Here is a 14,031-nt window from a genome sequence, read left to right as displayed (position 1 = left end):
CGGCCGGCCGAAAGAGCTTGTCATAGTCGGCCGGCATGAGAACCTCTCAGAAGCTCGCCAAATGAGGGAAGCACGAGAAGGGGCGAGATCCCCCAGATGGGTTGAACTCGCCCAATCTCGTGCTTCGAGATTCTACGCGTATAGAGACGCTTCTTATGCGAACAATCCGGTCACGCTGCCCTCGGTCGACTGCATGGCCTGGCTGGCCTCGCTGATCGTCCGGGCCAGGTTCTGCAGGGAGTTGTTCAGCTCCTGGGCGGTGCCGTCCCACTTCTGCTGAACGGCCTGGTAGGACTCCGAACCGCTACCGCCCCACGCCGCCGCGAGCTTGGTCAGCGACTGCTTACCCTCGTCGAGCAGGGAGTGAATGCTGGAGACGTTTCCCTGGATGGTGCTGGCCGCGGCCTCAATGCCCGCGAAATTCCACTGCTGTTCTGTCATGTCTTTGCTCCGTTTTCTAGTGGTATTTGGGGGGATTTATTTCAGAAGCCCATTTGCGAGGACAGCGCCTGCTGCTGCTCCTCGTCGGCACGCTGGTACTGAACGCCGGCCTGACGGATGTTGGTCGAGATCTCGTCGAGCTCAGCCTTCTGCTTGTTGGCGGCTTCCTGGAAGCGCACGACGGCGGCCTGGGCGGCCTGGCCGGCGACGCCGCGCCACTGACCCTGCAGCGAACCCGCGGTGGACTCGATCTGGTCGATCTGAGTCTTCAGGTCGCTGGAGATTCGCTCGAAGTTACCTGCCTCTTGCGCGAGGGCAGCGGCATCAGTCTTCATCTCTGCCATGCTGGACTACTTTCTCTCTTTCCATTCCTCGCCGTGGTTGGCAAGTCTTCCGGCCCGGTTGGCCGGGAAGTCTGTTGTGGCCGTGGGCTTGTCACCAGTCGTCCTCGTCGTCCCACAGGTCTTCTTCTTGTTCGTCGCGGTCCTGGGCGACCGGTGCCGGCGCCGCCAGGCCCGGTCGGGAACTGCCGCCGCTGCCTGCGCCCTGGCCCATGGCGCCGGCGCCCACCGGGGCTGCGCCGCCGGTTGCCGTCTCGCCGGCGGCTGCCGCCGGCATCATCGCGGGACCGACGGGCTTGTCGATCAGGCCGGTCATCAGCGGCGTGCGGGCCAGCGTGCCGCCGGCACCCGGCAGCGCGTCGCCGCGTAGCAGTCCGGCTCCCACGCTGGCACCCGAACCGCCCGCGAGCGGGTGGTTGGACAGCGGGCTGGCGCCCAGCAGGCCCATTTGAGCCCCGTCGTCGCCGAGTCCGGGTCCGGTACCACCTGAACTGCTGCCCATCTGGCTGAACATCGAGGTCATCTGCTGCGCCGGCTGGGCGAGCTGCTGCATGGGGCCGCTCAGTTCCGCGACCTGTCCCGCTGTCGCCTGCAGCTGGCTTGAGGTGAGGCTGCTCGGCATCGCCAGCACCTGCGTCGAGGTCATGCTCTGGCTCATGCCCGGGTCGAGGATGGACGCCATCGGCTCGAGCTTGTCGAACATCGTGTTGGCCAGCGTCTCGGCCTGGTAGATGTCCATCGCGAGGGCGGCCTGCATCCACATGCGGACGAAGTAGTCGATCTCGTTCAACGCGATCGGAATCGTGTTGATGCCGAAGAAGTTGGTGGCCGTCAGCACCGCGGTGGTGACGTGGTTCATCGCGATCTCCGGCAGTGACGGCGTGGTCGCCATCGCCTGGGTGTAGGAGGCGGCTTGCGCGGTCGCCTGCATACCCCGGGTCTTCGCCTGCGTCGACGCCATCTGCAGCCACGGGATCATCTGCTGTGCGTTGGAGATCGCCTTGTCGCTGCTGCCGCCGGTCCAGGCCTCGCCGAGGGAGTTCAGGCGCGCGGTCAACTCGACGGCCTGGGCGTCCAGGGCCGCGGACAGCGCCTGCCATCCCATGGCGGCGGCCAGCATGGGAGCCGGACCTGCTCCGGCCATCAGCCGTGCGGTATTCAGCTCCGGAGGCATGGCGTGCCAAAACATGTGATCAACTCCCCTCTGGTTCCTGTTCGGCGTTTACACCGGTGCGGGAAACGCAAATTGCATTTGTTCAGTTATGCCCGATGCATTTGTCTTCCGGACCCAAACTTCGCCGTTTATAGCCGGAATAAATCCGGTGGCTCAGCGTCCCCCTGGGGCTTGATTCCTCAGCTCCCGTACTGGCTCCCGAACTTGCGTTGTAATAATCCTAACCGGGGGTTGGGGGTGGTCCGTGCACTTATTCTTGGAGCTCGTCAGGCGGCTCGATGTAGGGCGCCTGAATGACCTCCTTCCCGTCGGGAGACACGAGAAACGCCTGGCCAGGAGGTCGACGCTTCACCTTGAACTCGCTGGAGGGGAACTCCTGCTTCTCCCCGGAGAGGAACATCGTCGGCGCCCCGGACCCGAACGCCGCGCCGACGAACTTGTCCATCGTGGCCTTGTACGCCTGGCTCATCTGACAGGTGACAATGATGTGCAATCCGATATCCGCGGCGGCCGGCAATAAGGGCGCCAGTGGTGCCATCGGGGGCATACCGCTGGCCGCACCGACGATCATGTGCCAGTCGTCCACCAATAACACGATGTCAAAACCGCTCCACCACGAACGCGAGCGCAATTGCGCGGTCGTCAGATCGGGTGGAGGAAGCCGCTTTTTCAGGTTGACGGCCAGCGCCTGAACGGCCTCGTCCAGGCTCTGGCTGTTGCGGTTGATCGCGCCCGCCTGCAGCAGGTGGCTCTGCGGCACCGCGTCCAGCAGGCCCGAGCGGTAGTCGGCGAGCATGAACCGGACCTGTTGGGGACTGTTGCGGGCGCAGATGGCGCGCGCGACGGCGTGCGCGATGGTGGTCTTGCCGGACTTGGCCGCCCCGAAGATCAGCAGGTGCGGGTTGGAGTGCATGTGACTGTAGGCCGGCGTCAGGTCCGTCTCGCGCAACCCGATCGGGATCTCCCAGCGCGTGCGGTAGTCCGAGTCGGGCCCCGGCGGGTTCGGGTCGAGTTCGTAGAGATGGATGCGCTCGGGCAGCACCCGCACCGGCGGGGCTTTCTCAGTGGTCTGAGACGCGATGGTGTTGACCCCCGCGGTGATCGCTTCCACCAGGTTTTCGGTGCTGTGCACGCCGTCGAAGCGGGGCACGCCGATCATCAGGTGGTGCTTCTCCATCGAGACAGCCCGGCCGGGACGGTTTGCGGGGATCTCCCGGGTGATCCGGTCGATCTGGGTTTCGTTGACGTCGCCGAGCCGGAACTCGATCTTGGTGCCCAGGTAGTCGCGGATGCGTGACTTCAGCTCCGTCCAGCGCGGCGTCGAGATGATGACGTGCACCCCGAAGGCCAGACCCTGCGCGGCCAGGTCCTGCACCGCGCCCTCGAGTTCGCTGAACTCACTGACGAAACCGGGCCACCCGTCGATGACCAGGAAGACGTCGCCGTAGGGGTCGGCCGCCACCGGTTGGTTGGGGTCGTCGCGCAGCTGCCGGTACATAGCCATCGAGCCCACCCGGTGCTCTTTGAACATCTGCTCTCGTTGCCGCATCACGGTCTGCATCTCGGCAACCACGCGCTGGACCTTGTCAGGCTCGGAGCGGTTGGCGATGCCGCCGACGTGCGGCAGATTCTCCAGATAGATCAGGCCGCCGCCACCGAGGTCGATGCAGTAGAACTGCACGTTGCGCGGGGAGTGAGTGGCTGCCGCCGACATGATCAGTGTCTGCAGCAGCGTGGACTTGCCGGTCTGGGGGGCGCCGCCGATGGCGATGTTGCCGCCCGCTCCCGATACGTCGACGCCCCACACGTCCTGCAGATGCCGGCGCGGCTCGTCCATGATCCCGAGCGGGAACCGCAGCGGTTGTCGCCGGTCCCGGGCCACGAGCTCGTTGAGCGGCGTGGGGTCCGACAGCGGCGGCAGCCACATTTTGTAGGCCCGCGATTCGCCGGTGCCGAGCTGGTCGAGCACCACCTCGCGCAAGGCGCGTACCTCGGTGTCGGTCATGGGGTGAGCACCTCCTCGATCACCGGAGCCGCGGTGAACTGGTGGATTTTGACGGACTGCTTGAGGGCCTGAACGCTGCGCTTGCTGCCGTCACCGTTGGTCTCGACGCTCACCGGCGGGATGTACGGACCACCGATGTAGAAGGTGCTGAATTTCACCGGGTCCTCCATGCCGACCCGCAGGAACCCGACGCCGCTCTCCTTGTTGGTGATGTACTGCGCCTCCGGAGTGCCGATGACGGCTTTGGATTCGTGAGAACTGGTGGTGCGCAACGCGATCCGGTAGGTGAGGTTCGGTTCGAGCTTGTCGATGCGGGCCCCGCCGGTTTGCAGCGACTGGGTGGCCAACAGCAGGTGCACCCGCAACGACCGGCCCACGCGGCAGATCCGGTCGAACAGCCCGATGAAGTCCGGGTGGCTCTGCAACAGCTCGGCGAACTCGTCGACAACCACGAAAAGCGTTGGCAGTGGCGCCAAGTCGGCACCACGTTCGCGGTACTTCTCGTATTCGGCGACACCGGACAGGGCGCCGGCCGCGCCGACCTGCATGCCCGCCTGCCGCAGGATGTTCTGGCGCCGGTCGAGCTCACCGGTCAGCACTTCACCCATCCGGCTGACCAACTCGGCCTCCTCGGCCATGTTGGTGACGACGGCCGCGGTGTGCGGAAGCTTCTCCATGCCCAGAAAGGTCGAGCCACCCTTGAAGTCGGTGAGCAGCAAGTTGACCTGATCCGGGTGGGTCATCGCGACCAGCGACAGGATCAGGGTGCGCAGGAACTCCGACTTACCCGAACCCGTCGTGCCGATCAGCATGCCGTGCGGTCCGGCGCCGAACTCGGCACCCTCCTTGATGTCGAGGTACATGATGTTGCCGGTCTTGAGTTCATGCCCGAACGGGATCTTGAGCCGGTCCCGGTCGGTGTCGGTGTACATCCGCCAGCGGCTCGGGACGATCTCCTCGACGCTCTTGGCGCCGACCATTTGATGCCACTCGGTGGCGACCTTCTTCTGCACCCGCTGCGTCTTGTCGAGAATGGTCCCGGTGATCGACCAGCCGGCCAGTTTGCGGGCCACCCGGGTGGCTTCCAGCGGCGACATGCTGTCGGCGGTCGAGGTCACCAACCGGAACTGCTGGCCAGGCAACCGGTCTTCGGCGGACCCGTCCTCGTTGGCACGGATGCGGTAGGCCGAACCGCGGTGGTTGCCCAGGGTGAGCACCGTGACGCCGGCCCGCCCGTCCGGTGGGAACCCCGCCTTGCCCCCGGTCAGGTCGACGACGACGACGTAGGGGCCGGTGGGCAGGGTGTCCGGTGCGTGCGGCCCGCGGGCGGCCAGATCGGCCAGTCCGTCCGGCCGGGTGTAGATCATCCGGACCGGGCCGGCGGCATCGGTCTCGGTCTGGTGCTGCACGTGCGGAAGCCATTTCAGCCAGGACCATTCGGGGTCATCGGGATCCTCGGTGAGCACCCGGATCTGCAGCAGGTCCGGCGGGTGGAACACCGCCAGGTGGCAGATCATCGCGGCCAGCATCCGGTCGGCGTTCGGCCGGTGGCCACCGAGGGCGATCGTCGGGAAGGTGCGCAGCTGAAGCAGTTTCGGGCAGTCGTGGATGAGGCCGTGGGTGCGCAGGAACTTGACCACCCACATGTGGCTGACCGGCTCCAGATACGGCTGGGGCGCCGCGGTCGAGGCGGCCAGCTCGCCGCCGACGGCGGGCTTCAGCAGTCGGTCCACCGCCGGTTGGTCACCGATGCCGATACGGGTGGCCGCGTAGAAGTCGCTGTTCGCCGGACGGGACCACTGCCGCTGGGTGCCGACGATCGACAGCAGATCGTCGGGATGCGGTGCGTGGTAACTGAAGAAGGCCACCTGCGAGGTCGCCGAGGAGGTCACCCGGCTCCGCAGCCCGGCCAGGTACCGCAGGTATTCCTTGCGGTCGGCGTTGATCTCCGGCACCTTCTTGCCGCCGCCGCCGGTGCCGCCGGCCATGCCGCCGACCATCATGACGACCATCATCAGCGGCATCATCAGCATGTAGGGCGACAGCTGTTTGGTGCCGCCGGCGAACATGATCGCGATCATGCCGACCATCGCCCCGCCCATCACGTACGGAAGCGCCTTCTGGACGCCGGACGCCGGAATGTCGATGCCGAGATCGTCGGGCGGGGTGAGGCTTATCTCGCCCGGGGTCAGCCGGGGGCCGCGGGTGATCGTCGGGGTGAACTTCTTGGTCGTCATGATCTGTCCGCCATCACTGAGGTGCTCCGGGGGTGCCACCCGGAACTTTTCGGGGGGTCGGGTCGGCGGGCAGCGTCTCGTGCTCGAGCATCGCCGCCTCTTTGGAAAGCACCGGCCCGTCGACGAGCAGCCGAATGATCTCCCACGGCGCGGTTTTCGGCGCGCTCAGACCCAGCGCCTTCGCCGAGTCGGCGTTGGGCACCCCGTAGCGCACGCCCTCGGGGTCGATGTAGTACATCGACTCGCCGTACCGCGGATCCGGGGACTGTAGCTGCACGAACTTGCCGCCGTCGATGTAGATCGTCGCGGTGCCCTGAATCTGCTTGATCCCGTTGCTCATCTGGGCCGCCGGGATCGGGAGGTGCCGCCCGGACAGCACGGTGGTCTTGGGCGCCTGGTCACCGGCCGCCCGGTCCCAGCTCCAGCACAGCGTCGGTTCGTCGGGCCGGGTCAGAATTTTCAGCTGCTCGTTGGGAAGCGGAGAGGGGTACACCCGTTCCGGTATGCGCACGACGACGCTCGGCACGACCGCGGGAGGCGCGACCAGACCGTGAGATTGGGTGGCGCGCAGGGCCGCTGCGGTGGTCGAGTTCACCATGGCGATGCCGTCGGGCAGCACCACGTAATACTGCGGACCCTTCTCGGTGTGGATCTGGAAGACTGAGCCGATCACCAGGTCGTCCGGCAGACCGAGGCTGTTCGGTGCGCCCGCGAACGGTATCGGCGGCAGCTCCCAGTTCCCTTGGCTGGGCAGTGCATTGAACAGCCCCTCGGAGATGGGAACCGCCTTGGCCGTGACCGGTATGCCCATCGCCGAGGTCAGCGCCCGGTCAGTGAGATCGATTGAGTGGCGGCCTTTTTCGGTGACAATCCACTCCTGGCCCTGATAGCTGGCCAGCATGGCTTCGTTGGAATCGACCGGGTCGATCGAGGAATCGATCTGCAGCGGCATCGCGATCACCGAGGTCTGTATCGCCGGCGATGCGGTGTCCGCGCGGGCGACGGTGTCGCACAACGTCCAGACCGAGGTGCTGCCACCGGATACCGGAGTGGCGTACGGCGCCCCGGGTATTCCGAGCGTCTGACCCAGCGGCAGCTTGCTCAACTCCGAGGACTTCACCGTCGCCGGGTTCGACGGGGCGCCCAGCACCAGCCGTGCGGAGGTCAGGTTGTAGACGGGATGCAGTTGATTCGAGATGATCACGTACAACTCGTTGGTCGCCCGATCGGTGAGCAGGGTGGTGCCGCCGAGTTTGCCCTGGGGCTTGAAGAAGGCGAGCAGTCCCGCACCCGCCAGGATGATGACGGCGATGACCACGCCGAGCCACACCGAGCGGCTGTAGAACTGCAGGGGATCGTCGAACATTCGGGTGTCTCGCCGCACGATGGCATGCTCGACTCGGCGAAGCAGGAAGCGCCAGCCGCTGACCTGAACCTTGGTGGTCAGGCGAAGCCCCATGTGTCACTCTCTCATGTTGAGGTGTGCATGAACCGAGGCGATCGCCTCGGCCATGTCCGTGCCGTTGATCTCCTGTAGACGGTCCACGTCGAGAGCCTCGATGTCGAGACCCTGAGCCAATCGCATATCTCTGCTCTGCTCGGCGGCTTCGACCAATTGCCGCGCGTAGCGGCCGTTCCCGGCGATGTCGAGGGCCGGGCGGCCGCGCAGCGTGCGCTCGTGCAGCATCTTGGCCGCACCGAGCAGCTCGTCGGCGGCCTCCGGGCTCAGCGTCGAATCATTGGCGGCGGCAATCACTCTGGCGATTTCGAGGATTTCCTCGGGACTGTAGGTGTCGAACTCGATACGGGTGGCGAAGCGCGAGCGCAGACCCTCGTTGGTCTCCAGCAGGCGGTCGATGTCGTTGCTGTAGCCGGCGATGATCACCACCAGCCGGTCGCGGTCGTTCTCCATCCGGGCCAGCAGCGTGTCCATCGCCTCCTGTCCGAACGGGTCGGTGCGCCCATCCCGTTCCTGCACCAGCGCGTACGCCTCGTCGATGAACAGCACGCCGCCCAGGGCGTGGTCGATGGTCTTGGCGGTCTTGACCGCCGACTGGCCCTCGTACTCGGCGACGAAGTCCTTGCGGGAGGTCTCGACCAGCTTCGGCTCGGCGATGACGCCCAACCCGGCCAGGATGTTGGCCACCACGCGAGCGATCGTCGTCTTACCGGTGCCGGGCGGGCCGGTGAAGATCATGTGCTTGCTGGGCTGGGCCACCTTCATGCCCTTGGCGGCGCGCACGCGTGCCATCAGGGTAGCGGCCCGGTAGCGCTCGATCTGCGTCTTGACCCGGCTGAGCCCGATCTGGCGCTCCAGCTCGGCCTGAGCCTCCTCCAAGAGCCGGTCGCGCGCGGAGTTGTCGGTCACCACGCTGCCCGGATCCCACGGGTCCGACCGGGAGGCGATCTGCTCGGCCGTCGTCGTCTTCAGCCGGTACGACGGATCCTTCAGTGCGGCAGACACTTTCGGCTCCGGGTGCGTCGTCTGCAGCCATTCCAGCAGCGCGACGGCGGCTTCCTCGTTGCCCTGGCTGCGCCGGGCCATCGCCAGGAACCAGGCGATGGCCCGCGCGCATGCTTCGCCGGCCGGTGAGTCGTTGGCTTCGGTGAGCCGGCGCTCGGCTTCGGTGAACAGCCCGAGGTTGGCGGCGGCGACGCCGTGTGCGACGCCGGCCGCGCCGGTGAGGAATTTATCCGGCCATTTCCCGGCGCCCTTGACCTCGTCGATCACGTCGGTCCACCGTTCGGCGGCGCCGTAGATGACCGCCTTGAGCCAGGAGACCAGATGCTCGGAGCCCGACACCGCGCTGGCGTCCATCGCTTCCAGCGCATCGGCGAAATTGCCCTGGGCCGCTTCCGAGGACGCGAAGCCCATGGTCACCGCCAGCGGGGAGGTGATCGGGTAGGTGATGTCGCCGTAGATTCCCCCGATGGGGACCCGCGCGTTCAGGGTGCTCATCGAGATCTGGGCGGCGCCGGAGAGTTGTCCGAAGTTGCGGCGCGAGTACCAGGCCCGAAAGAGCGTCACCCGGTCGGTGTCGCCGCAGCGGATCCGCCCGACCCAGGCGTCGCATGCCGCTTCGTCGTAATTGGTGATCTCGGTGAACAGGTCGAGTGACCGTGCCTCCGACAGCGGCAGCATGCCGACGGCACTGTCGAACAGACCGGCCAGGCGATCAGTCATTTATCACCGTTGTAGCGGGCCGTGTAGTCCACCTCGTACCGGGTTGCGAACACCTCGGCCTCGCGGGCGGCCGCCTCTTCCGGTGTGGGCAGGTGCAGGGTGCTCTCGACGAACTCGTGCAGCAGCGCGCTCTGCTGGGGGTTGTCGCCGGCGATTTCGCTCATGCTCTCGACCATGAAGGTGTGCTGAGCGGCCCGCGCCTTCTGCCGGGCCAGATCGGCGATGACGAAGATCTCCTCGGCAAGCGCCGGCTCGGACATGCTGGAGGCCTTGTCGGTGACGGTGATGTTCTGGACCCTGCCGTCCATCAGTGCCGTCACCGAGACCGACCCCTGCGGGTTGGTCACCGTGAACAGCGCCAACTCTTCGTCCTCGTCCTGCTCGGTCAGTCCTTGCAGGGCGTCGAGCTCTGTCGCGGCGTCCTCGACCTGGGTCGGCGGCGCATAGTCGCCCAGCGCGTCCAGAGACGACTCCTCGACGTCGGTGCCGCCGCCGGAGAAGTCCAGCGCGCTGAGATCGTCGCTGTCGTAATCGTTCCCGGGCAGTTCCACTGTCGGGTCCCTTTCTCGTATCGGAAGTAGGCAGCCTCAGGCGGAGGCTTGGGCGTGATCCAACCAGGAGCCGGCGGGTAGCAGCTCCAGCAAGCTGTCCAGGGCACGCTGCAGATTCTGCTGGGTGCCGGGAAGGAAGCTGCCGTACAACTCGCCGCCGACGCGGCGGGGCAGCGACACCAGCCGGCCGTGCTTGGAGTCGAGAACGCCTGCGGCAGCCGAGGTGTGGGTGGTGGTGCCGCCGGGATGGCGCTGGGTCGCGATGATCTCGACCCAGCCGGTCGGGTCGCTGACGATCTCGGTATAGATGCGCGCCTGCGTGGCCGAAACGCCGTGCCGCATGAGCTGTGCCGCGGTGGTGCATTCGGCCAGTTCGCTGGCGACACCGGTCAGCGGTTCGACGGAGGCTGGGTCGGCCGATCCCAGCACGGTGGTCACCATTCCGGCGAGTCCGATCTGCGGTGCCACCAGTTGCAGCACCAGCATGTCCTCGTCGCGGGCCGCGACCACGTGGGTATCGCCCTTGCGGCACACCACAAATCGCACCATCAGGCCGCCGGCCTCGCCACCCCGGTCGCGGCGCCACCAGCGGCATTCCAGGGTCCGGTCCGCCCGGCTGATCGTCTCGACCATCTTGGCGACCCCGGGGTGCGGCTGCCCGTTGTGGTCCAGCACGCCCTGTGCGGTGAGGTCGCGCTGGACCTGCTCCCAAACGATGTCCCGCAGGTCCTCCTGCGGAATATTGGGCCGGATCCCAAGGGCTACCGGGAAATCCACCAGGTGCAGCCGATCGGCGATGACCAGCATGCCGTCGATGGTGACCTCGACGCCGACCACATCGTCGACCGGGCCCGCGAAGCCGGCGCGACCGGAAGCGAGCGGACCCGTCATGATCAGCCGAAGATCTTGTCGATGATGCCGCCGAGCCCCTGGTCGGAATTGAGGTATGCGGTCGCGGCCTGGACCAGGTTGGTGGCTAGGCCATTGCTCACGCCCTGCACACCTTTGCCCGTGTTGCTGCGGTTGGTCTCCACCTCGCGAAGCGCATTGTTGAACTTCGATGTGAACGAACCGTGGGTCATCGAGACTTTGCCGCTGATCCCGTTGACCGTGTTGGTCGCGGTTCCGAATTGGCCGGCTATTTCGGTCTGCATGCCTGACAGCACCTTCAGGAACGAAGGTACGACTTCCAGAACTCCGGACATGGGGTAGACCCTCCTCTACGTTTAACTTTTACTCGCTACGGCTTTGGCTTGCTATGGGTTTGGCCGTTTAGTGGCCGACTGTTTGCAATTACAGGACGGTGCCCTGCTGGCCCTGTTGGCCACCGGCTCCGGCCTGGACAGGGGCGCGCTCGCCATCGGCGCCCGCCGCGGCGCCTTGTTGGTCCGACTGATCGTCCTTCTGACCCGCCTGCTGTACCTGCGAGGACACCATTTGCGCCTGTTGGCCGACCATGTTGCCCATCTGGCCCGGACCGCCACCGGCGGCCATCAGCTGCTGCAACTGGCCCATCGTCGACGTGATCTGACCGACCCCTGGCAGTTGGGCGAAGCTGAGCAGGTTGCTGAAGCTCAGTGCCGGCATACCGGCGAAGCCTCCCAAAAAGTCGGGCAGAGCGGCCAATTCGGTCCAGGTGGGCAGCTTGCCCAGATTGCCGACGCCGGGGAACAGGTCGCCCAGCGCGGGAAGGCCGGGGAACAGGTTGGGAACACTGGGCATTCCAGGAAGCGCGGGGAAACCGGGGATCAGTCCGCCGCCGCCACCGAAGTCCGGGAACCCGGGGATCAGGCCGCCGAAGTCCGGCAGCCCGGGGATGGACGGCCACTGGAAGTCGGGCAGACCGGGGATCGGCAGGTTGAAGTCCGGAATGCCCGGGGTGGGAGGCCAGGTGAACTCGGGCAGGCCCGGGATGCTGGGGAAGCCGGGGATCGGGATGTCGGGCAGCTTCGGCGGCCAGATGGTGTCGATGATCCCGTCGATGATCCCGGGGATCAGGCCCGCCAGAGCCGGCAGGTTGGTCAGGATGTCGAGCAGGCGCCCGCCCAGCCCGATCATGCTGGCCGCGTTCATGGCGGTCATGATCGTGAGGTAGAGCAGCGCGCCGCCGGTGACGGCCATTGCGAGCGCGCAGCACGGGATTGCGATGGCCACCGAGAGGGCATCGCCGATCAGCCACACCTTCTCCAGCTTCTTGCAGGCGTTGTAGCAGCCGTCGACCATCTTCTTCATCGCGCGCAAGACGCTGCGGGTGTCTTCGACGTGCTCGGCCTGGTTGGAGATGAGGTTGCCGGTCAGATCGTCGATGTCACCCATCAACTTGGCGCGGAGTTGCTGCGCGGCGTTCTGGTTCAAATAGGCATCCGCGGCCTGGCCGATCCAGTTGGTGCCCGGAATTGCCAGGCCGATCTTGTCGGCGACGCCTTTGAACAAGGACGAGCCGGCATTGAAAATGTCGCCCGGGTCGGGAATTCCTTCACCCAGCAGAAACAGCTGTGCGTAGATGAAGTTGCTCGTGGTCTTGCACATCGCGCTACCCGACATTTGAGTGATTCCTTACGTTGGCTTGTTGGTGTGCACGGTCATTTCTTTATGCACCTTCGCACCGTAGGTTGAGCTTAACAGCGCTCCGGCGGGGCTAGATGCACGAATTTTCGGGTGTGCCTGGCCTTTTCGGGCGCATGGCACACCAGACTTCGCGGCGGAATTGCGGGGCGGCACAAGCCTTCCCCGTACGACCAGACCCGAGCGCGTCAGCGTGTGATCGCGCCCCGGCTCCATATCAATTGATCTGACTAATCAGTGCTTCGATCGCCTCGGCGATTTGGGTCGGCAGGACTTCTTCGGCCTCCGCCTTGACGATCATTTCTTCGGTGACGCCGGCCGCTTGTGCAGTTTCCAGCGTGGAGAGATTGGCACGGCGTCGCGCGGCATATAAACGTTGTGCCAGCGTCGCACCGGGCGCCGTGGCGCCCAGTGTCATCAATTTGTCGTGGTAGTTGCGTACCGAACTCATTGCCTTGATCAGTTCGGGGGTGATCCGGCTGATCCGTGTCGCCTGAACGGCGATCGCCTCGAGCTGGCGCAGGTCGGCCAGAATCGGCGCCGCTCGTTCGGTGAAGTCCGGATCCTCGGGGGAGGGCAGCGCGGCGATGGCCAGACTGCAGGTGTCCACGGCGGCGGCCACGGCCTGTGCGATCAGCGACGCCGGGCCGTCGGTGGCCGGGGGTGCCTCGGCCAACGCATCGACGGCGGGTGCCGGAGCCGGCTGGGTCGCTACGGCGTCGCCCTCACGGATGCGGGCGATGGTTCCCGCGGGCCACTGCAGGACTTCCTCGAGCTTGGCGCGGGTGCGCTCGCGAGGCCAGCTGCGACCCTTCTCGAAGGAGATGAGCGCACCCGCGTTGATGATGCCGTCGGCGGCGAGGCTGCGCTGGCTGATGTCGAGTTCCCGCCGGCGCGCCGCGGCAGCCGCGCCGGCGCGGATCACTCCGGGATCGGCGTCAGCGGGCTGGTCGTCCTGATGGGGCTCTTCAGGCGGATTCGTGGGCCTGACGACTTCGAACGTCAACGCCTTGCCTCCAGGGGGATCGCCGAACGGGACGTTTTTCTTGTCGCTGAGGGACGGGCTCTCGCGCAGTCCGTCGACGAACATACCGCTCGCGCGGTCGTCGACGGACTGGTCGGCCAATCGCCACTGTCCGTCATTGGGCACCGCTCGCAGGTCTACCCCGGCGGCCTGCTGGTCATCGACCCGCCGAGGTGACCGGTACCAGTGACCCGTGTCCACGATGTTGTAACCGGGTGCGACCGCACCGGCCGCGACGCCGCTGAATGCGGCCAGCGCAGCCGGCCCCACAGTCGATTCGGCGTTGGGCATCTGGCAGGAATCCTTGCTCGCGGTTGTCAGGGCGGGCAGCGCGGCGGGCCGCGGGGCACACCGTTCGCTGACCAACATCGTAACCGTTGCACCCTTCCATTGGCTATACCTTTCGCTACGCTTTCGCGGCCACCCGACCGTCCGGTTCTTGACCCGCAAAACCGGCTTACCGCTACGGTTAACCATAGCGCCAGTGGCTGCTGCTGGGAACACATTGT

General features: G+C 66.1%; 12 protein-coding genes. All 12 read right to left on the bottom strand.

The genetic code is table 11. From position 1 onward, the window contains the following. Positions 1 to 153: 153 nt before the first annotated feature. Entirely contained in the window at positions 154 to 441 is a 288-nt protein-coding gene (locus tag AO501_RS29860) for a WXG100 family type VII secretion target (RefSeq protein WP_055581191.1), read from the bottom strand. Positions 442 to 482: 41 nt separating this feature from the next. Beyond that, positions 483 to 785 (bottom strand): WXG100 family type VII secretion target, encoded by a 303-nt coding sequence (locus AO501_RS29855; RefSeq protein WP_055581190.1) that lies wholly within the window; start codon positions 783 to 785, stop codon positions 483 to 485. A gap of 91 nt (positions 786 to 876) precedes the next feature. After that, positions 877 to 1,971 (bottom strand): PPE family protein, encoded by a 1,095-nt coding sequence (locus AO501_RS29850; protein ID WP_055581189.1) that lies wholly within the window; start codon positions 1,969 to 1,971, stop codon positions 877 to 879. Positions 1,972 to 2,206: 235 nt separating this feature from the next. Beyond that, entirely contained in the window at positions 2,207 to 3,961 is a 1,755-nt protein-coding gene (gene eccCb / locus AO501_RS29845; RefSeq protein WP_055581188.1) for a type VII secretion protein EccCb, read from the bottom strand. Further along, a complete protein-coding gene (gene eccCa / locus AO501_RS29840; RefSeq protein ID WP_055581193.1) occupies positions 3,958 to 6,198 on the bottom strand; it encodes a type VII secretion protein EccCa in 2,241 nt (746 codons plus the stop codon). The genes eccCb and eccCa overlap by 4 nt, the downstream gene beginning before the upstream one ends. A 13-nt stretch (positions 6,199 to 6,211) precedes the next feature. After that, positions 6,212 to 7,657, bottom strand: a complete 1,446-nt coding sequence (gene eccB / locus AO501_RS29835) for a type VII secretion protein EccB (RefSeq protein ID WP_055581187.1) — start codon at positions 7,655 to 7,657, stop codon at positions 6,212 to 6,214. Positions 7,658 to 7,660: 3 nt separating this feature from the next. After that, complete coding sequence (eccA, locus tag AO501_RS29830) at positions 7,661 to 9,382, bottom strand: type VII secretion AAA-ATPase EccA (RefSeq protein WP_055581186.1); 1,722 nt, start codon at positions 9,380 to 9,382, stop codon at positions 7,661 to 7,663. Next, positions 9,379 to 9,933 (bottom strand): hypothetical protein, encoded by a 555-nt coding sequence (locus AO501_RS29825; protein WP_055581185.1) that lies wholly within the window; start codon positions 9,931 to 9,933, stop codon positions 9,379 to 9,381. The genes eccA and AO501_RS29825 overlap by 4 nt, the downstream gene beginning before the upstream one ends. A gap of 36 nt (positions 9,934 to 9,969) precedes the next feature. Then, complete coding sequence (locus AO501_RS29820; RefSeq protein ID WP_055581184.1) at positions 9,970 to 10,824, bottom strand: ESX secretion-associated protein EspG; 855 nt, start codon at positions 10,822 to 10,824, stop codon at positions 9,970 to 9,972. A 2-nt stretch (positions 10,825 to 10,826) separates the two neighbouring features. Continuing rightward, positions 10,827 to 11,138, bottom strand: coding sequence for an ESX-1 secretion-associated protein (locus AO501_RS29815; RefSeq protein WP_055581183.1), 312 nt, complete (start codon positions 11,136 to 11,138; stop codon positions 10,827 to 10,829). A gap of 88 nt (positions 11,139 to 11,226) precedes the next feature. Next, entirely contained in the window at positions 11,227 to 12,477 is a 1,251-nt protein-coding gene (locus AO501_RS29810) for an EspA/EspE family type VII secretion system effector (protein ID WP_055581182.1), read from the bottom strand. Between the two features lie 238 nt (positions 12,478 to 12,715). Beyond that, a complete protein-coding gene (locus AO501_RS29805) occupies positions 12,716 to 13,813 on the bottom strand; it encodes a helix-turn-helix domain-containing protein (RefSeq protein WP_055581192.1) in 1,098 nt (365 codons plus the stop codon). Positions 13,814 to 14,031: the final 218 nt, after the last annotated feature.

It is taken from the genome of Mycobacterium gordonae, from assembly GCF_001417955.2.
GTDB lineage: Bacteria > Actinomycetota > Actinomycetes > Mycobacteriales > Mycobacteriaceae > Mycobacterium > Mycobacterium gordonae_B.
Note: the sequence above shows the minus strand (reverse complement) of the source record. Positions and strands in the feature narration are given on the sequence as shown.